This window comes from Promicromonospora sp. NPDC023987, from assembly GCF_040639055.1.
Taxonomy (GTDB): domain Bacteria; phylum Actinomycetota; class Actinomycetes; order Actinomycetales; family Cellulomonadaceae; genus Promicromonospora.
The window spans coordinates 21,016-40,772 of the sequence record NZ_JBEZZF010000035.1; the positions used below are offsets into that span (position 1 = coordinate 21,016).

Annotated in this window: 18 protein-coding genes and 1 tRNA gene; 6 read left to right on the forward strand and 13 right to left on the reverse strand. The window is 69.8% G+C overall.

The annotated features are described in order from the left end of the window. Positions 1-75 precede the first annotated feature (75 nt). Entirely contained in the window at positions 76-852 is a 777-nt protein-coding gene (locus AB0F40_RS16260; protein ID WP_357469412.1) for a FadR/GntR family transcriptional regulator, read from the reverse strand. Between the two features lie 113 nt (positions 853-965). On the opposite strand from AB0F40_RS16260, the gene AB0F40_RS16265 reads away from it, so the two are divergent. Next, positions 966-2,135: a mandelate racemase/muconate lactonizing enzyme family protein gene (locus AB0F40_RS16265; RefSeq protein WP_357469415.1), complete on the forward strand. Its 1,170-nt coding sequence runs from the start codon at positions 966-968 to the stop codon at positions 2,133-2,135. Positions 2,136-2,177: 42 nt separating this feature from the next. Here AB0F40_RS16265 and AB0F40_RS16270 read toward each other — a convergent pair whose 3' ends face one another. Next, positions 2,178-2,741 carry a TetR/AcrR family transcriptional regulator gene (locus tag AB0F40_RS16270; protein ID WP_357469418.1) on the reverse strand — a complete coding sequence of 188 codons (564 nt, stop codon included), beginning with the start codon at positions 2,739-2,741 and terminating at the stop codon, positions 2,178-2,180. Positions 2,742-2,848: 107 nt separating this feature from the next. Here AB0F40_RS16270 and AB0F40_RS16275 point away from each other — a divergent pair, with 107 nt between their 5' ends. Next, on the forward strand, positions 2,849-3,514 hold the full coding sequence (locus AB0F40_RS16275; protein ID WP_357469421.1) for an SDR family NAD(P)-dependent oxidoreductase: 666 nt from the start codon (positions 2,849-2,851) through the stop codon (positions 3,512-3,514). A gap of 176 nt (positions 3,515-3,690) precedes the next feature. Here the strand turns inward: AB0F40_RS16275 and AB0F40_RS16280 are convergent, their stop codons facing one another. The 7 genes from AB0F40_RS16280 to AB0F40_RS16310 all read right to left on the reverse strand — a co-directional run bounded on the left by AB0F40_RS16280 (position 3,691) and on the right by AB0F40_RS16310 (position 11,936). Continuing rightward, complete coding sequence (locus AB0F40_RS16280) at positions 3,691-6,360, reverse strand: right-handed parallel beta-helix repeat-containing protein (protein WP_357469423.1); 2,670 nt, start codon at positions 6,358-6,360, stop codon at positions 3,691-3,693. A gap of 179 nt (positions 6,361-6,539) precedes the next feature. Beyond that, complete coding sequence (locus AB0F40_RS16285) at positions 6,540-7,535, reverse strand: aldo/keto reductase (protein WP_357469425.1); 996 nt, start codon at positions 7,533-7,535, stop codon at positions 6,540-6,542. Continuing rightward, positions 7,532-8,380 carry an amidohydrolase family protein gene (locus AB0F40_RS16290; protein ID WP_357469427.1) on the reverse strand — a complete coding sequence of 283 codons (849 nt, stop codon included), beginning with the start codon at positions 8,378-8,380 and terminating at the stop codon, positions 7,532-7,534. The genes AB0F40_RS16285 and AB0F40_RS16290 overlap by 4 nt, the downstream gene beginning before the upstream one ends. Then, positions 8,377-8,703 (reverse strand): L-rhamnose mutarotase, encoded by a 327-nt coding sequence (locus AB0F40_RS16295; protein ID WP_357469430.1) that lies wholly within the window; start codon positions 8,701-8,703, stop codon positions 8,377-8,379. The genes AB0F40_RS16290 and AB0F40_RS16295 overlap by 4 nt, the downstream gene beginning before the upstream one ends. A 2-nt stretch (positions 8,704-8,705) precedes the next feature. Beyond that, positions 8,706-9,614 (reverse strand): carbohydrate ABC transporter permease, encoded by a 909-nt coding sequence (locus AB0F40_RS16300; protein WP_357469433.1) that lies wholly within the window; start codon positions 9,612-9,614, stop codon positions 8,706-8,708. Continuing rightward, on the reverse strand, positions 9,601-10,374 hold the full coding sequence (locus tag AB0F40_RS16305; protein WP_357469435.1) for a sugar ABC transporter permease: 774 nt from the start codon (positions 10,372-10,374) through the stop codon (positions 9,601-9,603). Before AB0F40_RS16305 ends, AB0F40_RS16300 begins: the two co-directional genes overlap by 14 nt. 185 nt (positions 10,375-10,559) lie before the next feature. Further along, positions 10,560-11,936: an ABC transporter substrate-binding protein gene (locus AB0F40_RS16310; RefSeq protein ID WP_357469438.1), complete on the reverse strand. Its 1,377-nt coding sequence runs from the start codon at positions 11,934-11,936 to the stop codon at positions 10,560-10,562. 149 nt (positions 11,937-12,085) lie between these two features. Between AB0F40_RS16310 and AB0F40_RS16315 the strand changes: the two genes are divergently transcribed. From AB0F40_RS16315 to AB0F40_RS16330, 4 genes are all read left to right on the forward strand, one after another. Next, positions 12,086-13,180, forward strand: a complete 1,095-nt coding sequence (locus AB0F40_RS16315) for a C-terminal binding protein (RefSeq protein ID WP_357469441.1) — start codon at positions 12,086-12,088, stop codon at positions 13,178-13,180. Next, entirely contained in the window at positions 13,177-14,205 is a 1,029-nt protein-coding gene (locus AB0F40_RS16320) for an alcohol dehydrogenase catalytic domain-containing protein (RefSeq protein WP_357469444.1), read from the forward strand. The genes AB0F40_RS16315 and AB0F40_RS16320 overlap by 4 nt, the downstream gene beginning before the upstream one ends. A gap of 20 nt (positions 14,206-14,225) precedes the next feature. Then, positions 14,226-14,963, forward strand: coding sequence for a glucose 1-dehydrogenase (locus AB0F40_RS16325; RefSeq protein WP_357469497.1), 738 nt, complete (start codon positions 14,226-14,228; stop codon positions 14,961-14,963). A gap of 166 nt (positions 14,964-15,129) precedes the next feature. Further along, complete coding sequence (locus AB0F40_RS16330) at positions 15,130-15,741, forward strand: substrate-binding domain-containing protein (protein WP_357469446.1); 612 nt, start codon at positions 15,130-15,132, stop codon at positions 15,739-15,741. A 649-nt stretch (positions 15,742-16,390) separates the two neighbouring features. Here AB0F40_RS16330 and AB0F40_RS16335 read toward each other — a convergent pair. The 4 genes from AB0F40_RS16335 to iolG form a co-directional block, all read right to left on the reverse strand. Beyond that, positions 16,391-16,464: transfer RNA gene (locus AB0F40_RS16335), tRNA-Pro, on the reverse strand. 102 nt (positions 16,465-16,566) lie between these two features. Next, a complete protein-coding gene (locus AB0F40_RS16340) occupies positions 16,567-17,751 on the reverse strand; it encodes a Gfo/Idh/MocA family oxidoreductase (protein WP_357469500.1) in 1,185 nt (394 codons plus the stop codon). Then, on the reverse strand, positions 17,730-18,683 hold the full coding sequence (locus tag AB0F40_RS16345; protein ID WP_357469449.1) for a TIM barrel protein: 954 nt from the start codon (positions 18,681-18,683) through the stop codon (positions 17,730-17,732). The genes AB0F40_RS16340 and AB0F40_RS16345 overlap by 22 nt, the downstream gene beginning before the upstream one ends. Positions 18,684-18,725: 42 nt before the next feature. Next, entirely contained in the window at positions 18,726-19,745 is a 1,020-nt protein-coding gene (iolG, locus tag AB0F40_RS16350) for an inositol 2-dehydrogenase (protein ID WP_357469452.1), read from the reverse strand. Positions 19,746-19,757 lie beyond the last annotated feature (12 nt).

The window sequence follows — 19,757 nt, forward strand, 5'->3', positions numbered from 1 at the left end:
ATGACGTATGCGCAAGAGGCGTCGCAGCGCAAGTCTGCGGTGATGCAGTGGTGACGCAGCGGCCTCCTTGGGGGCCTACTTGGCGCCCTTGGTCCCTCGATGGTCGGCCGGCCTCCGGCGCGTCCAGGCGTCCACGATGTGCCCGAGCATGGTCGAAGCCGCCTCGTCGGCCGACCCTGCCGCAATGGCGGCAAAAACCTGTTCGTGCTCCTGGAGGGTCTGCTCGTGGAAGGTGGCGGGCACGTCGACGGTGTACCGGCTGCTGTCCCGTGCCCGCTCGAACAGCGATCGCGCGATGCTCTCCGCCAGGCGGTTGTGCGACATCGCCATCACGGTCTCGTGGAAGGCGACGTCGGCCGCCAGGAAGCGCGGGACGTCGTCGAGGGACGTCCGCATCTCCTCGAGGACACCCCGCAGCGCATCGAGCTCGGCGGGAGAGCGCGAGGTCGCTGTTTCCCGCGCCATCGCCGACTCCAGCTGCGCCCTGACCACCGTAATCTCGTCAAGGACTCCCAACGAGCGATCGTGGGCGATCAGCGCCTCGAGCACCACGCGATCGAGCATGTTCCAGGACCTGGTGGGCTGGACGACCGTGCCACGGCCCTGGCCCACGGTCACGAGGCCTTTTTCCTCGAGCTTCTTGACCGACTCGCGCAGGACGGTCCGACTGACGCCGAACTGCTGGCCGAGCGGCAGCTCAGGCGGGAGGGTATCCCCGGGCTCCAGCTCGCCGGACACGATCAGGTCCACGAGCGCCTCGACCACCACAACCCCCAGCCGCTTGGCCGGCGCGCGCAGGGGCAGCGAGAGCGCTCCGGTCATCTGGTCGTCAGCACCATCGCGTTCCGTCATGCGTGAACTATAGCGAAGGGGCCCAAGATCAGCAGACGTGTGATGTATGCTGTTTGCGGGCGTCAGGGCGGCGCCGCTACCCGGTGACGGGCCCGCGCCTAAGGAAGGCAACTATGAAGATCACTGGCTTCCGCACGCTCACGACCGTGCAGGACTGGGGGCGCCCGGTGGGAGACGTCAACGGCTTCATCGACGATGGCATCACTGACGTCCCCCTGGTCGTGATCGAGACCGACGGCGGGCTGGAGGGCGTCGGCGTGGGCTCGCACGCGGACCTGGACCGCCTCTTCCCCGCACTCGAGGGCCAGGACCCGCGGGCGACCTCCAGCCTCCACGACCGCATGCTGGCGCACGTCTTCAAGAGCGGGCACGCGGGCGCCACCTTCGGCGGCGTCGGGGCGTTCGACATGGCGCTGTGGGACCTGAAGGCCAAGATGGCCGAGGAACCACTCTGGCGCACGCTCGGCGCCGCCGACCGCTTCGTCCCCGCCTACGCCTCAGCCCTCGAGGTCGCCGTGCCGGACGAAGACCTCGGGGCGCTGCTCCAGGGCTGGGTCGACCGGGGCTTCGCCAGCGTGAAGATCAAGGGCGGTCTCGACCTCGACCGGGACGCCGCGCGGCTCCGCCTGGTCCAGGACCTCTTCCGGCAGAACACGCCGCGACCGGCGCTCATGCTCGACGCGAACGAGTCGTGGAACCGCAAGCAGGCCGTCCGTCACATCAGCGAGCTGGAGCGCGAGTTCGACCTCACGTGGGTCGAGGAGCCCCTGCGCCGCTGGGACGCCGAAGGGATGGCGATGCTGACCCGCTCGGTCCGCGCGGCCGTCGCGACCGGTGAGAACCTGACGGGCCTCGAACAGCTGCGGCCCCTGCTGGACGCCGGCGCGGTCGACATCGTGCAGGTGGGCAGCATGTGGGGAGTGACGCACTTCCTCCGCGCCGCCGCCGTGGCCCACGCGCACGACCTGCCCGTCAGCCCCGTCGGCTCGCTCGCCAGCCCGGTGTGGCACGCAGCCGCTGCCGTCCCCAACCATCTAGCGCTCGAGGTGCAGAGCCTGACCGACCCTGTCGGCCTGCACACCGACCACGAGGTGGCCGACGGCGGCGTCGTCCTCGGCGACCTGCCGGGCAACGGTCTCTCGATCGACGAGCATGCCATCTCCGAGGCGCATGGCCGTGCGGGATGGTCCCGGGCGGCCGGTCCGCACGTCCGCCCCGCACGTGCCGGTCTGCGGCTCGTCGCGGAGGACGCGTCGGGCCGGCTGTCGTCCGAGGGCCGCTGAGCCCGACAAGTGAGCCCGGCAAGGCCCGCCGTCAGGACCAGATCAGCTGGTCCATGCGGACAGAAGAGTGCGGTCGAGCACCTGTCGCCAGCCGCCGGGTGCGGCAGGTTCACGGCTGGCGGTGCCGGCGAGCCACAGGAGGGCGAAGAGGTCCTCCGCGACGAAGTCGGGCGAGAGCGACCCGTCGGCGTGCGCCTGGTCCACGAGCTCTTGCCCCAGCTTGCTCGAGGCATCGCAGATCCCGAGGAGCGCGACCGCTTCGGGGAAGCGGCGCAGGATCGCGTCGTTGAGGGCCGGATCCTGGGTCTGCAGGTCGATCATGCCGTGCACGAACACCTCGAGGCGCACGCGGGGCGTTGCCTGGGCCAGGACGAACGCGCCGAGCTCCTGAAGCTTCTGACCGGCGACCTCGGGGACGACGGCGTCGATGAGCCCCTCGCGCGAGCCGAACCGGTTGTACAGGGTGCCACTGCTGACTCCCGCCGCCCGTGCGATCTCCTCCATCGGTGCATCGAGCCCCTTCGCCAGGAAGATCTCCAGTGCCGCGGCGCGGATCCTCGCGACGTTGTCACGAGCGTCGCGTCGCAGTGTCTTCGGTCCGGTCACAGCAGCTCCCATCGTCGACTCCGGAACAATTTGAGGGCCCCTCAAGTTAGGTGCTAGTGTCAGATCTTGAGGGTATCTCAAAATACTACGTACCGAGGAGCACCACCATGCCTGTTGTCGCAATCATCGGAGCCGGACCCGGCCTGGGCATCGAGATCGCCCGCGCCTTCGGCGCCAAGGGTTTCACCGTCGCGCTCATCGCCCGCAATTCCGCCAAGCTCGAGCAGCTCGCCACCCAGCTGGGGGACGAGGGCATCGAAGCCGCCGGTTTCCCCGCCGACATCGCTCAGCCGGACACGATCACCCGCGCCTTCGCCCAGATCAGGGAACGCTTCGGACGCGTCGACGTCCTGGAGTTCTCCCCCGCCGACCGCGCCCTCGGCGCGACCAACGTCCTGGACGTCGACCCCACCACGCTCGGCCCTCAGCTCGACTTCTACCTCCACGGCGCGATCCACGCGATCAAGCAGGTCGTCCCGGACATGATCGAAGCAAGGAGCGGCACGATCCTGGTGACCAACGGGGCCGGCGCCATCGACCCCGTGCCCTTCCTGGCCGACATCAACATCGCCGCCGCGGGCCTGCGCAACTGGACCCTGAACCTGCACAAGGAGCTGAGCCAGCACGGCATCTACGTCGCCCACATCGCCATCAGCGCCTGGATCGGAGGCGGCCATCCCGACGCCGAACCCGGCGCGATCGCCGCCGCGTACCCCAAGCTCTACGAGGCCCGCACCGAGCCCGAGCTGCACTACATCGCCCTCGACGAATAGCGAGCACCCACCTGGCGCTCTGAGGTCTCCGCCGGGTCAGGTAGTGGCCGCGGCGAGTCGACTCAGGAGGCGGGAGGTCTCGTCGTCGGTCAGGGAGGCGCCGAGGCCATGGAGAGAGCCCCCGGACCGACCGGTCCAGGGGCTCTCTCCGTACGTGCTGCAGACGCGGCTCTTTTTCAGCCGACGCTGAGGTCGCTGAAGACGTTCACCGCCGCCCTGCCGCGATCGTGCGAGGTGGAAAAGACGCCCGCGTCCTGCGGCGCCGCTGCTGGCAGCGTGATCGGCGCCCCGACCGGGACGAAGTTCACGCCATCGTAGGAGTACGAACCCGACAGCTGGTCGCCGGAACGAGACAAACGCACCCATACCGGGCGGAAGGTGTCGACCTCCGCTGTTGCCTGCGCCTGCTCGAGGTAGCCGTCCCCGTTACCGTCCCACTGCATGACCACGCCATTGCGCCCGGCGACGGCGAGCACGGCGTACCCGGTGGACTCCCCGCTCGCAGTGAGATCGTCGCGGACCATCACGCCGCTCTTGGCCCACACGTCGGTGTCGTTGAGGGAGTCGACGCGCGCCGTGACGCTCGCGCCGTCGGTCAGGGCGGCGGGGCGGTAGACGCTGGCGTACTCATCGTCCCGCTGGTCGCCGCCTCCCCACACGTCGGCGCCGGCCGCCGCTACGCCCAAGCTGTCGCCCAGCTGCCCGGTGTATGACCGGGCGACCTGCTCCGCGGTCACGAGGAGCCCGTCGCGCACCGGGGCGTCGACGGTGCATCCATCAAGGCCGAAGAGGTTCGCATTGAGCGCGGTCCGGTACTCCGGAGCCACCCCGGCCGCGCAGATGACCGCACGGGCCTCCGCGGGCCAGTTCGTTCCGTCCACTCGGATGTTGTCCACGAGACGGTTGTTGCGCGCCTCGGCGTTCGGGATCTGCGCGCCACCGGAGTTCAACCAGTTGTTGCGCAGCAGGTTGTCGTTCGTGCCGTTCCCGTCGCTGTACGCGTTGGTGAAGACCCAGGGACTCGTGCCGTCGAGGACGTTGCGCTCGTACGTTGTGTAGCGGGTTCCTTCGTCGAGGTACAGGCCCACGCCCGAGACCCTCGTCAGGTAGTTCTCGGAGACCACGGTTCCCGGGCTCGCCGACAGGTTGTACAGGTTGCCTCCGTCCGCGAAGCGCGCCTTGGTGTTGCGGATGAGGTTGCCCGAGATGGTGTTGTCTCGCAGCGTCGTCGGGGTGTCGTAGCGCGGGTGCCAGTTGTAGTAGCCGCGACGCTCGTACTCGTCGGATCCGCCGGGGTCGTTGGCGCCCCAGCCGTAGCCTGTGTCGATGCCGTTGTAAGCGACGTTCGCAACCTCGTTATGGATGATGTCGATGTTCGTCACGTAAGTGCTGAGGATGCCCGAGTTGTCCTTGTAGTCGACGGCGACACGGTTGACCGTGTTGTTCTCGAGGACGATGTCGCGGTTGGTCATGGCCGGGTCGCCCGGGTGGTGGGCGTCGGCGCGCACGCCGCCGACGGCGATGCCATGACCTGCGATCTCGTTGAAGACGTTACCGGCCACGGTGATGTCGCTGGCGCCAAGACCGACACCCGTCAGGTGGGCGTTGTCGTCGTTGCCGATGCCCAGTGCCGTCGAGCCAAGATTGACGAAGCGGTTCTCGACGAGGGACACGTGCGAGGCGGCGGAGACCTGGACCGCGGCTGGCTCCTGGTACCAGGCGTCGAACCGGGCGCGCTCGAAAGCCTCACAGCCGCGAGAGCAGCTGGCGAAGGCGTCGTCGGGTCGGAACTCGTAGTCCTCGGCGATAAAGGTTCCGTTCTGCTGGTTCGCGTACCCGTACGTGGACGGCCCGAGCCATGAGGTGCCGGTCAGCTCGAGGCCGCGGAGCTCGAGCCCGGTGACGGGTACGTCATAGGTTCCCCCGATGCTCACCAGTGTCTCCAGCCGCGGCAGCTCGATGTCCAGCTCATCGGGGTCGACCCCCTCCCCAGGCTTGTAGAAGAGGCGTCCGGCCCCGGGGTCGAGGTACCACTCGCCGACCTCGTCGACGAAGGCCAGGGAGTTCTGCAGGAAGTACGTCGGAGCGGCGAGGAACGAGTTCTGGAAGGTGTCCCAGCCCCAGGTGTTGTTGTCCCAGGCGGGCTGGTCCATCGTGATGAGGTCGCCGTCGACGCCCGCCACCGGCGAGTAGCGGTTCGTGAAGTCGCCGAGGGACTCGAACTCCATCCGTTCGGCGTCCAGGAGGTCGCCGAGGTACGCGAGCTCCGGATTGATGATCCTCAGGCCCTCGGGCGTGACCTCGACGTCGGAGTTCTCCAGTGACAGCGCGGCCCGGGGGGCGACGACCCCCTCGACGTACAGCTGGCGGGAATCGATCCCGGCCGGTACCTCGGCGACATACACGCCGGATTCCTCGTCGTGGACCGACCAGCCATCGACCTCCGTTGCACCCGAGAGCACCGGTTGCTCGCCGGGCGCGGCGGCCCAGGTCACCGTGTGACCGTTTCGCCCGCCGTCCGCGGCCCGCAGCTCCACCGGGGCGTCGAGCCGGTAGGTCCCGCCCGCGAGCTCGACCGTGATGTCCCTCTGCCCCTGCGCCGCCTCACGCCGGACGAGCTCCTGGGCGCGCTCGATGGAACACGGACGCTGCTGGATGCACGCCGCCCCCCGCGCCTCGTCGTCCGGGACCACGTAGACGATCCGATCGGTGGGCTGGGGCGCCGCGATCGCCACGGGGGCCAGGGCTGTCGCGCCGAGGGCTGCGGCTGCGGCGAGCGCGGACAGCGTTCGCGCTGTGCTGCGGGACCGCCCAGCCCGGGAAGTTGGTCGTGACGTCGTTGTCATCTGTCGCTCCTCATGAGTGAACATCAGTCTTTGGATCCAACCATACGTATGACGTTACAACAATAGTGAGTCCGGCCGTCGTGGCTGCATACGGTGACGCCCCGGCCGGTCAGGGTGCGGGCACGGGGACATGGCGGCGAGCACCCGGGCACCTGCCAGGCGCCTTCCTCAACGCCTCATCAGCGAAGTACTACAGCTCCGGGATCCAGCAGGCCCGACTCCATCAGCTCCGACCAGAGCTCGGCCGGCACACCCTTGTCGTGCCTGTCGAGGTTCGCGTCGAGCTGTGCGGCGTCGCGCGCACCGAGCGCCACCGCCGCGACGGCGGGGTGCAGCAGCGGCAGCTCGACGGCGGCGGCGGGCAACGTCGTCCCGTGCCGTTCGCACACCTCGGCGAGCCGCCGCGCGCGCGCGAGCATGTCTGCCGGCGCCGGCCCGTACTCGTACCTGGCGTCGTCGGGGGGCCAGGCTCTGCTGAGCAGACCCGAGTTGAACACGCCGGCGACGACCACGGCGGCGCCCCCGGCCCGAGCGGGCTCGAGCGCCGACTGCAGCCCGCCCTGCTCGAGGAGCGTGTACCGTCCTGCCACCATCACGACGTCGGCGAGCCCGGGCGTGAACAGTCCCGGCACCTTGTGCGGAACGTTGGTCCCCACGCCGATCGCGCGCACGACTCCCTCCGCGCGCAGACCGGCGAGGGCCTCGAGTGCCTGGTGGCCCGACTCCGGCGCGTGCTGGTCCGGGTCGTGGGCGTAGGCGATGTCGACGTGGTCCAGCCCGAGACGCTCCAGCGAGGCGTCGATCGACCGCCGCACGCCGTCGCGGCTGAAGTCCCACACGCGGTGCACGTCGCCGGGGACGACGAAGCCGTCGTCGTCGAAGGCGGTCGGGCGGGGATTCGGCTCGAGCCGCCGCCCCACTTTGGTCGAGACGATGAACTCCGCACGGGGGCGACCCTGCAACGCGGCTCCCAGCCGGCGTTCCGACAGCCCGAGACCGTAGTGCGGCGCCGTGTCGAAGTATCGGATGCCCCGTTCCCACGCGCGGTCGACCGTCGCCGTCGCGTCCTCGTCCGTCATGGCGCGGCCGAGGTTGCCGAGCGTCGCGGCCCCGAACCCGAGCTCGGTCAGCCGCAGCCCCGTGGCCCCAATCGGGCGTGATGGCAGGGCGGTCATCGCGAGAGCCCGTAGACCCGGGCGGTGTTCTGCCCGTCAATGGCCGCCTTGTCGGTCGCCGAGAGGCGGTCGGTGAGCGCGAGGTAGGCCTGCAGCCACGGCTCGTAGCCCCCTTCGAGCTCCGCGAGCGGCCAGTCCGAGCCGAACAGCAGACGGCCGGGGCCGAACGTACGCAGCGCGTGGTCGATGACCGGGCGCAGTCGTGCGGCGGTCCATCGGCCTGGTTCGTCCTCCGTCACCAGTCCCGAGAGCTTGGCGACGACGTTCGGTCGGGCAGCGAGCAGGGCGAGGTCCCGGGCCCAGTCGATGAGCTCCGTGCTCCGCAGCGGCACCTTCCCCAGGTGGTCCAGGACGAACGCCGTCCGGGGATGATCTCGCGCGACGTCCGCAGCCTGGGCCAGCTGATGGTGTCCCACCAGGACGTCGAACGTGAGCCCGAGCTCCCCCAGGGCGTCGAGTCCGCGCCCGACGTCGTCGCGTGAGAGCCAGCGGTCGTCGTCCTCGACGAACGTGACGTGCCGGATCCCGACGAGCTTGTCGCCCCCTGGCCCCGCCCGCAGCGTCGCGACCTGCGCGGGCACGTCACCGGTGAGGTCGACCCAGCCGACCACGCCGGCCACGGCGTCCAGCTCACGGGCGTCGGCAAGGAGGTCGGCCGTCTCCTCGATCTCGTTGACGGCTTGGACCACGATGCAGCCACCGACACCGTTGCGGCCCAGCTCGTCCACCGCCGACGCCGGGGGGAAGTCCTTGTCGATGCCTGCCATCGTCTCGGGGTCGATCCAGGGCTGCGGGTGCTTCGCACGCTCCCACACGTGCAGGTGGGCGTCCAGGGTCTGCCTCATGCGAGGTGCCAGACCTCCTCGAGCCGCCGCCACCTGTCGCCGGGCCGTGCGTCGCGCCCGAAGGGCACCTGGCACGGGTCGGTGCGGGCGAGCCACTCCTTCATCACCGGGTCGGCGTCCACCTGTGCGATGTCGGCCCCGTGGTCGTCGCCCGTGTACTCGTAGTAGCCGAACAGGGTGTCCTCGATCTGGAAGATCGAGTAGTTGGTGATGTGGTGGGCGGACAGGGCCGCTTCCACCTGCGGCCAGACCGCGGCGTGCAGCCGCAGGTACTCCTCTCGCCGCTCGGGCACCATGTCCACCACGAATGCGAAGCGTTGCACGTCTACTCCTTTGTCCCGCCGGCCGTCAGGCCTGCGACGAGGAACCGCTGGGAGAACAGGAAGATCAGCAGCACCGGGGTGACCGAGACCAGGGTCGCCACCGCTAGCGTCGGCAGCTCGATCGTGGTCACCCCGACAGACGTCGGGTTGAAGGCCGGCACGTTGCTGAGCATCTCGGTGAGGCCCACCTGTATGGGTGCCGCCGGTCCGGGCACGGTCAGGAACGGTAGGAAGAAGTTGTTCCAGTTGGCCACGAAGCTGAAGAACCCCACCAGCGCTATCACCGGAAGTGCCAGCGGCATCGCGATCCTGCGAAACACGGCGACCTCCCCGCAGCCGTCGATCCGCGCGGCGTCGAGCAGGTCGCGCGGGACGCTCGTGGAAAAGTAGATGTACGTCAGGTACACCCCGAACGGATAGAACGAGAACGGCAGGATCGCGGCGAGAGGAGTCCCGATCAGGCTGACGGCGGAGAGCTCGAGGAAGACCGGGAGCACCAGCGCGGTGTTCGGGATCAGCATCACGACCAGGGTCGTCGTCAGGAGCACCTTCCGTCCACGGAAGTCGCCGAGGGCGAGGGCGTAGCCGGCCGGGATCGTGGTCACCAAGGTGATCACGAGGGCGGACAGCGAGTAGTACGCGGAGTTCCCGAGCCAGCGCAGGATGATGCCGTCCTGAAAGTGGACCAGCGCGTTCCAGTTGGCGGCAAGGTCCCCGAGGGTTCCCGGTGTGAACGGCCCCGTGGTGATCAGGTCGTACGGCGACTTCCCGGAGGCGATCAGCAGCCACACCATGGGCACGACGAAGAAGAGAACGAAGAAGACCGTGACGACGACGGCGAACGCGCGTCCGAGCCAGTCCCTCGGACTGAGATCGTGGCGGGGTCGCGTGCTCTTGCTAATCGCGCTCAAAGAGGCCTCCTCGGATGACGAAGAACGTGCTCAAGCCGAGCGACACCACGAGCAGGATGACGGCGATGGCTGACGAGCCGTTGAGATCTTGCTGTTTGAATGCGTACAGGTAGGCGAGCTGATTCAGCGACCAGTCCGAAGGCACTACCGCGTGGCTGGCCTGGGAGAGCACCCGCGGCTCGACGAAAAGCTGCGCACCAGTGGCCAGAGACATGACGGCCATGTAGGAGATCCACTTGCGCAGCATCGGCAGCTGGATGTGCAATGCGGTGCGTACCACACCTGCCCCATCCATGCGTGCGGCCTCCAGCACCTCGTGCGGGATGCTGTTGAGCGCGCCGTACATGACGACGATCCAGCCACCGGCCCCCGTCCAGAACGCGATGATGGCGAAAACGACCGGCAGGTTGGCCGGCGAGACCGTCTGGACGAACGTCTCGAACCCGAAGGCGCGCAGCACGGCCGCTACCGGGCTCACGGAGGGGTTGAGCACGAACAACCACAGCACCACCGACGACGCTCCGGCCAGCGCCCCCGGGATGTAGTAGACGAAACGGATGCTCGAGCTCAGCCAGCGCCGCCCGATGCCGTGGACCAGCAGCGCCAGGACCGTGACGAGCACCAGCAGGGCGACCAGCCAGACCAGCAGAAAAGCGCCCACGTGAAGGACCGCGGGCCAGAACCTGAAGTCGCCCACCACCCGCGTGAAGTTCGCGATGCCGGCGAACCGCCCGTCACCGTCCAGGAACGCGAGGAACACGGCGTACAGCGTGGGCAGCACTCCGAACGCGAGAGCGAGCAGGGTGTAGCCGGAGACGAAGACGTAGCTGACCCGCGACCACCGTCCGGTGACGGTCCTCCGCTTGCTCGTCGGGCGCTGTCGCCGCCCCCCGCGAGGGGAGCCGGCGGCAGCGTCGGTCAGCGATTGCTGGGCTGATGACGTGGTCACTTGATCGCGTACCCGTTCACCTGGGCCTGGTTCTCGATGGCAGTCTCCCACTCCGGCAGGAGGTCGACGAGGCTCTCCCCGGCGGCCAGCTTCGGCGTGACCGTCTTGGCCCAGACCGCCTCCTGGCTGAATCGCGGGTAACCCCAGCCGTCCCAGATCTGGGACGACGCGGTCGAGACGTTCTCCGCGAAGTCGCCGGTGAAGAAGCCGGCCTCGTCCTGCTTGGCGAGCCACTTGTCGGCCGCAGCCTCGTACGCCGGCAGCCCGGCCGCCAGGTCCACCTGGTAGCGCTCGTCGCTCGTGACGAACTCGAGGAACGTCTTGGCGGCCTCCAGGTTCGCGGAGTGCTGCGAGATGAACCACGTCCCGCCGCCGACGTTGCCGGCAACCGCGTCTTCACCCTCCCACGCGAGAGGCAGCCCCGCGGCGATCGTGCCCGGCTTGGCGTTGAGAGAGTCCGGGTTGCTGAAGAGCGCGCCCGAGTACCAGACGGGTCCGGGAAGCATCAGGACCTTGCCGGTGTACTTCTGCACGAACTCCGGGCTGAAGACATTCTCCTGCGCGAGGACGCCCGCATCGAGCAGGTCGTCGATGATCGCCGCCATGTCCTGCGCGTACGGGTCGGACGTGTCGGAGCTGAGGGTGTTGGCGTCCACCACGGTGTTCACCGGAGCCTTGGCGCCCCAGAAGTAGATCTCCTCGGCGAACGCGTCACCAACACCACCGATGATGTACCCGGGGTGCTCGGCCGCGACCCTCTCACCCAGCTCTTGGTACTCCTCCCACGTCGTGGGAACCGTGTAGCCGAACTCGTCCATAAGGCTCTGGTCGTACCACGTCACGGTCGGTGCGAGGTCGTTGCGCAGGCCGTAGACCGTGTCGTCCACGGTGAGCGGCGTGAGGGCTCCCTCGGTGAACCCGTCGAGGAACGACTGCTCGAAGTAGCCCTTGTCGAGCGGCGCGGCAAAGGGCTCGTCTCCCTGGCTGGCCCAGGCCGCGTCGTTGTTCTGCGTCGAGAACACGACGTCGGGCCAACCACTCCCGGCCTGGTTGAAGGCCTGGACCTTGGTCTGGAACGAGCCCGAGCCGTCAGCCCCGCCGTCGTACGTCTCCACCGTGATCGGGATCTCGGGATAGGCCGCCTTGAAAGCGTCCGCAGCCGGCTGCCGCGAGGCGTCGACCCAGACGGTGATGGGAGCGTCGGCCTTCTGCTCGACGATCGGGAACCCGTACTGCGAGTCCGGCTCTTCGGCCGTCGAAGCACCCGGCGTGCAGGCCGCCAGCGCGAGCATCGATGCGCCGAGCACCGTGACCAGCGCGACCGACCTCGTGGGGATCCTCGTCAACCGCTCGCGAGTGTGCGGTGTAGTCATGGCTCTGTTCCTTCTTCCTCGGAGAAACACTCAGCACCGCACTGGCGGCGCCTCGTTGCAGTAGATCATACATGTGACGTTTCCTCCAAGTGCCGTTACCCTTCGGATGTAGCGCACCGCTGCGCCACCCGACCGCCCAGGAGGCACCAGTGCCCAGAACTGAACATCCCCGCGTCGAGCACGCGGATCACCCCATCTCTCGCGCCGGCTCCGTGTCGCGCACGAGCGCGCGGCCGCAGACGCCGACAGGAGTGGAGGTGCTCGTGCCAGGGGCACCGGGCGCGCCGGTGGTGCTGATCACCGAGTGCGACCACGACACCTTCGACGCGGAGATCGCCGTCGCACGGCAGGCCGGGGTGGAGCTGCGGCTGGCGCAGGCGCGCACGACGGAGGAGCTCGTCACCGCGGCTGCCGGCGCCGCCGGCCTGGTGGTGCAGTACGCCGAGATCAGCGCTGCGGTGCTGGATGCCCTGCCTGGGCTCCAGGTGGTCTCCCGGTACGGGGTGGGAGTCGACTCGGTCGATGTCGCCGCGGCCGCCGCGCGGGGCGTGACGGTGTGCAACGTGCCCGACTACGGCACGGAAGCCGTCTCTGACCACGCGATCACGCTGGCGCTGACCGCATCGCGGGGCGTCGCCCGGCTGGACCGCGGTGTCCGGGCGGGGCGGTTCGACCTTCAGGCGGTGCGGCCGGTGGGCCAGGTCCGCGGATCGGTCTTCGGCGTCGTCGGTGTGGGTCGCATCGGGCACGCGACGGCGCTCAAGGCACGCGGGCTGGGGTACGAGGTGCTCGGGTTCGACGTGCTCGCGCCCGACGCCGACGGCGAGCTGCACGGTGTGCCCGTGGCACCCCTCGACGAGGTGCTGCGCCGGGCCGACGTCGTATCGCTGCACACCCCGTTGACGGCGGCGACCCACCACCTGGTCGGGCGCCGGGAGCTGGCTCTGATGAAGCCCACTGCGGTCCTGGTCAATACCAGCCGTGGGGGCGTCGTCGACACCGACGCCCTCGTCGCCGCACTGGGCGAGGGCCGCCTGCGGGCGGCCGGGATCGACGTCCATGAGGAGGAGCCCGTACCGGTGGGGCATCCGCTGACCCGGCTCGAGAACGTGACGCTCACGCCCCACCTGGCCTGGTACACGGAGGAGTCCTACACCGAGCTCAAGCGCCGCACCGTCGAGAACGCGGTGGAGGCGATCGCCGGGCGGGTGCCCCGGAACGTGGTGACGGAGGAGGCGCGATGACGACGTCGATGCAGGCCGCAGTGTGGCAGGGACCGAACTCGATCACGGTTGAGCAGGTCCCCCTACCGGAGGTGCCAGCCGGGTGGGCGCTGGTCGAGGTCGAGTACACGGGCATCTGCGGCACAGACCTGTCGATCCTGCACGGCACCCACCCGCGCGCGCAGGCAGGGATCGTGCCGGGGCACGAGACCGTGGGCGTGGTCGCCGACGGCGGGACCACGGAACTCGCCGTGGGTGACCGGGTGGTGGCCGAGCCCCTCCTCTCCTGCGGGCACTGCTTGGCGTGCCGCTCGGGCAGCACGCACGTGTGCCGCGACCTCAAGCTGTACGGCATCGATGCACCCGGCTCCCTGGCCGGGTACGTGGCGCTGCCGGCCTCGGCACTGCACGTCGTCCCGGCGGGTGTGCCGGCGCGGCTGGCCGCGCTGGTCGAGCCGTTGGCCGTGGCGGTGCACGCCGTCGCCCGCTCGGGCCTGCGGGCGGGTGACACCGTCGCGGTGCTCGGCGGCGGCCCGATCGGGGGGCTGACCGCGCTCGTCGCGACGCACGCCGGCGCCGGGCGCGTGGTCGTCAGCGAGCCGCGCACCTGGCGGCGGGAGGTGATCGCCAGGCTGGGCCTTGACGTGGTGCCGGACGGCGTGGACGCCGCCGCCTACCTCGCCTCACTGACTGCCGGCGAGGGCGCCGACGTCACGTTCGACACCGCGGGGCACCCTGCGGTGGCGGCTCAGCTGCCCGGCGTGTCCCGCGTGCTGGGCAGCATCGTGATCGTGGGCGTGCACAAGCAGCCCGCCCCCGTCGACCTGCAGGCGATCTGCTTCAAGGAGCAGACACTCGTGGGAGTGCGCGTGTACACCCACGAGGACGTCGCACAGGCGGTGCGCCTGGTCGCGTCCGGAGACCTCGGGCTCGAGCGGCTCCCCGTCGCCGAGTTCGCGCTGGAGGATGTGGCCGCGGCGTTCGAGTCCGCGGCGGCAGGACAGGACAACCTCAAGGTGCTGGTGCGTTCGGGCGGTGCACAGTGAGCGGCGCGGCGCCGTTCTCGATGGCCGGGAGGACCGCCGTCGTGACAGGCGGCGGACGCGGCCTCGGTGCCGGCATCACCGCCGCGCTGCTGGAGGCAGGAGCGAATGTCGTCGTGCTGGCCCGCCGCGACCTGCCGCAGGATCTGACGGAGACGGCCGACGCCCTGGGACGCACGATCGAGCTGGTGTCCGTCGACCTGGCTGACCGCGAGGCCGTCGACGAGGCGGCCGACGACGTGCTGGCCCGCCACCAGGTCGACGTGCTGGTCAACAACGCCGGTGTGCAGGACCGGTTTCCCGCAGCTGAGTTCCCGCTCGACGCGTTCGACCGGGTGCTCGACGTCAACTTGCGCGCGGTGTTCCAGCTCGCGCAGCGGTTCGGGCGCCCGATGCTGGAGCGTGGGGACGGCGCGATCATCAACCTAGCCTCGCTGCTCAGCTTCCAGGGTGGCCTGAACGTCGCCGCCTACGCCGCGTCGAAGGGTGCGGTGGCGCAGCTGACCAAGGCCCTGGCCAACGAATGGGCCGGGCAAGGAGTGCGCGTCAACGCGGTGGCACCGGGCTACATGACTACCGAGATGAACGAGGCCCTGCTCACCGACCCGGTGCGGCTCGAGCAGCTCTCGGCCCGGATCCCCGCCGGACGATGGGGCACACCGGCGGACATAGGGAACGTCGTGGTGTTTCTCGCCTCGGCCGCCGCCGGGTACGTGCACGGGCAGGTGCTCGCTGTCGACGGTGGGTGGATGGGACGGTGACCGTGCGCGTTCACACCGGTGCGGGCTCCATGAAGCGAACCCGCACGCCACCCTGTCGAAGCAGAACCAGCCCACGTTCTACTTCGGCGGGGTGGGTGGCGTGGGGATGGGTTAGTTGGGCGACTGGGTGATCGACAGGACCGCCCACGGCGGTAGGTCGAGGTCGATGTCGAGCACCCCCAGCGTCGGCTCGGCCAACTGGGCCGGCGGGCGCACCGCGACGGAACACGTCCTGGAGCTCGGCCATCGCCGGATCGGCTGGATCGGCGGCCCGCCCGCGTCCGCTGCGGCGCGCGAGCGCCTGCACGGCTGCCAGGCCGCGCTGGACTCCGCCGGGCTCAGCCTCGACCGGTCGCTTGTGCGCAGCGACACGTTCTCGATCGCGACGGGTCTGGTGCACGGCCGCGACCTGCTCGCGCTGTCCGAGCGGCCGACGGCGATCGTCGCCGGCGACGACGAGATCGCCGTCGGCGTGCTCGCCGCGGCACGCGAGCTGCGGGTCGCGGTGCCTGAACAGCTCAGCGTGGTCGGCTTCGACGACACACCCCAGGCCGCCTGGACGACACCCGAGCTCACCTCGGTGCACCAGCCGCTGGCGGGGATGGGCCGGATGGCCGTCGAAACCGTGCTCACGATGGCGGACGGCGTCGAACCCGCGTCACGCCACGTCCAGCTCGCGACGAGCCTCACCGTCCGGGACTCGACTGCGCCGCCGCCCGGAGATCCCGACGCCGGGTGCCCGTCTCGGAGTGCGGCACGGCATCAAGCACCGACGTGACGTCGAACGATGGTTGGGGAACATCATACGTACTCTTGCGCAAACATGATACGTATGCTCTCCTGTTAGGCGTTATGGGCAATGACGCCCGCCGCCTACACGAAGGTGATTCGAGCCATGACACTGCAGTCAGACGTAACGAAGCACGGAAGCGGGAGACAGAAGGGGCGAACTGCAACGTTCGCCGCAATCGCCACCGCCGCGGTCGTGCTGAGCCTCATGCCGGTGAGCGCGCAGGCAGCGCCGGACGACAAGGATCAGACCTTCTACGCCGCTCCTGATGGCAGGGACATCGGGCAGTGCCAGGACCAGCACCCGTGCTCGCTCGAACGGGTCCAAGAGGTCGTGCGGCAGGAGACTCGCAAGGCGAAGGGCGACATCACGGTCGAACTCGCCGACGGCACGTACCGGATCAGTGAACCGCTCGAGTTCCGCGCCGAAGACCCGCCCGCCGCTACGGCGTCTCTCAGGGCTGGGTCTCCCGGCTCATGGCCCGCTACGCAGCCGAGGGCAACGCCGCCTTCGAGGCCCGCTCCCGCCGACCGCACACCACACCGAACGCGACCGCGCCTGCTGTCGAAATGACGAATGGCCTGAACCTACGATTCGTAGGTTCAGGCCATTCCGATGTCCTGCGACATCACACGTGTCGGGCTGACTGGATTCGAACCAGCGACCCTCTGCTCCCAAAGCAGATGCGCTACCAAGCTGCGCCACAGCCCGCGAAACGGCACGGAAGCATGATCACCCTGGGGGTTCTCCAGGCAGGATCCGTGGCCGACGCGCCCTCATCATATCCGGTAGGTGCGGCGGAGACGCCAGTCGTTACCCGACCTGGACGGCGTGCCATCGACCGTCGGCCGCCGAGGCCTCCGCGGCGGCCGCCACGCGAGCCGCCTGGAGCCCGTCGGCCACTGACGGCGCCAGCTGTTCGCCCGTGAGCACCGAGGTGATGAACTGCGCGCCCTCGACGACCTTGAGGTCCTCGAAGCTCACCCCCATACCTCCGCCGGGGTTGAACCTGCCGAACTCCCCGTGCTGCCCGTCGGTGAGCACCCGCGTGAAGCCATACCCGGCCTCGCCCGGACCGAGGCAGACCTCGAGCTCGTTCATCCGCTCGAAGTCCCATCGGGCGGTGCCCTGGCTCCCGAACACCTCTATGCCGTACCCGCACCGCGGCCCGACCGCCACACGGGACGACTCGAAGGTGGCCACGGCACCGCCGACGAGGCGTGCGAACACCGCCGCGTAGTCCTCGTTCTCCACGGGCAACAGCTCCCCGTCGAGATCACCATGGGCCTGGTGCCCGACGCCGCCACCCGCCGGCGCCGGACGCTCAGCGATAAACGTCTCGGTGAGCGCCGTCACCTCCCGCACCGGGGCGACCACGTACTGCGCCAGGTCGAACCCGTGGCTGAGCAGGTCGCCCAGCACGCCGGACCCCGCCGTCTCGCGCACAAAACGCCAGGTCCGCGGCCCGGACGGCGACGACGAGTAGTCGGCGTCGAGCACCACACGAACATTCATGACCCGGCCGAGCCGCCCCGAGCGGACCAGCGACCGTAGATGCTCGACCGCCGGGGCGTGCCGGTAGTTGAACCCGACGGCGGTGACCAGCCCGGCATCCCGCGCGGCGTCGGCGATGTCCTGGGACTGCCCGACGGAGGTACCCATGGGCTTCTCGACCCAGAACGGCTTACCGGCCGCCGCGGCTGCGAGCGCATGCTCGCGGTGCAGGTAGTTGGGGCTGCAGATGGACACGACGTCGACCTCGGGGTGGGCGAGGACGTCGCGGTAGTCGGCGGTCGACTGCCGGTAGCCGAAGCGGCGTCGTGCTGCGTCGGCGTTCGGGGCGGAGGTGTCGGCCACGATGACGGGGACGACCTCGACGTCGAGCTCCGGGTACCTCTCCCCCAGCGCCCGGTAGGCGTGCGAGTGGACGGCGCCCATCCAGCCGGCCGAGATCAGACCGACGCCGATCCGGCGGTTCAGAGCAGCCCCAGGCCGCAGGACGCCAGGTACTGGCGGGTCATGACTGCGTTGGGCAGGGGCAGCCGCGGGTCGCACGGGTACAGGTCCTGCTCGCAGATGACGTTCAGGTCCTTGTCCAGGCCGGCCAGCGCGGCGACGAGCTCCTTCATGTCGGGAGCACCGGCCGGGGGCCGGACCGACGCACCGCGCGCGACGGCCTCGCCGAAGGGCCAGTCCTCCTGGTGTGCCTGCTCGGTCAGCCCGACGTCGAACGCCTTGATGTGTACGTAGGAGATGCGGTCGGGGTAGGTGCGCACCATCTCCAGCGGGTCTCCGCCGCCGTAGACGATGTGGCCGGTGTCGAGGCACAGGTTGACGTAGGCGGGGTCGGTCGCGTCGAAGACCCGCGCGATGTCCTCCGGCGTCTCGATGTGGCTGTCCCCGTGCGGGTGGAGCACCATCTTCAGCCCGTACTCGTCCTTGAGGATCTGGCCGAGCCGGTTGGCGTTCTCGGTGTAGAGCTGCCAGGCGTCCGGCGTGAGCACGCGGTCGTCGGTCCACTCCCAGGTCTTGTCGTCGCGGAACAGCGGGGGCAGGTGGACTATGTACTCCGCGCCGACCGCCGCGTGGGTCTCCGCGATGGCCCGGAAGGTCTTCTCGGTCTCCGCCCAGGCCTCGGCCTTGTGCAGCACACCCCAGCCGGTACCGGCGACGACGGTGAAGCCGTTGTCGTCCATCACCTTGCGCAGGCGCGCCGGGTCCGTGGGGAAGTAGCCGTACGGGCCCGTCTCCATGTACTCGAAGCCGGCCTCGGCCATCTCGGCCAGCGCCCTCTCCCAGGGAATCTGCTTCTCGTCGTCGGGGAACCACACGCCCCACTGGTCAGGGCAGACGCCGACGGTGAGCCTGCTGAACCGGGGGTCGGTGTTGCGCGCCTTGCTGGTGGGCACGCCGGAGGATGTCTCGGTCATGTCGCTCTCTCTCGTCCGGGGTGGGTAGGGGTCCGGCAGGGCTCAGACGGCTGCCGCCGACGCCGGGGACGGGACTGGCGCGGGGGCCACGCCGCGGCCCGTGCGGGCGGACTCGGTGGCGGCGTCGGCGAGCGCCAGGGCCTGGCGTCCGTCGAGCAGCGACGGGGACGGCGCGGCGCCCTCGCGCACTGCGGCTACGAAGGCGGCCAGCTCGCTCGTGTACGCGTCGGCATATCGTTCGAGGAAGAAGTCGAGGTAGGGGTCGCGGGCGCCCGAGGTGCCCGCGGCGTCCAGCACCACCGATGTCGCCGTGTGGTTCTCGGCCCGCAGCGCGCCGCGCGGCCCGAACGCCTCGAGCCGCTGGTCGTAACCGGCGGCGCAGTGCCGGCTGTTGACGATCGTCGCCACGGCGCCGGAGGCGGCGGTGAGGGTGACGACGGCGGCGTCGTAGTCGTCGATCTCCGCGAAGGCCGGGTCCAGGCGCTGGGGTACCGCCTGGACGGCGACGATGTCACCGAGGAAGAACCGCACCATGTCGAGGTCGTGGATGGTCATGTCGCGGAAGATCCCGCCCGAGCCCGCGAGGTAGCCGACGGGCGGCGGCGCCGGGTCGCGGCTGATGATCGTGAGCTGTTCGACGGCCCCGATCTCGCCGGCACCCGCACGGCGGTGGATCTCCGCGAAGCCGGCGTCGAACCGGCGGTTGAATCCCAGCATCACCCGGTCCGCGCGGTCGCCGACCTGGGCCAGGCACCGGTCGGCGCGCGCCAGGTCCAGGTCCACCGGCTTCTCGGCGAGGACCGCCTTGCCCGCCTCGACGCTCGCGAGGATCTGCTCGACGTGGTGGGCGGTCGGGGACGCGATGACCACCGCGTCCACCGTGTCGTCGGCGAGCACGTCGCCGACGTCGGTGGTGGCCGCCGCTCCGTGGAGCGAGGCGAGGCGCGCCGCGGCGCCGTCCACCGGGTCGGCGACGAGCACGAGCTCGGCGTCGGGGGACGCGGCGATCGAACGGGCGTGGACGGCGCCGATCCGTCCGGCGCCGATGAGCGCGATGCGCATGGTTCCTCCTGG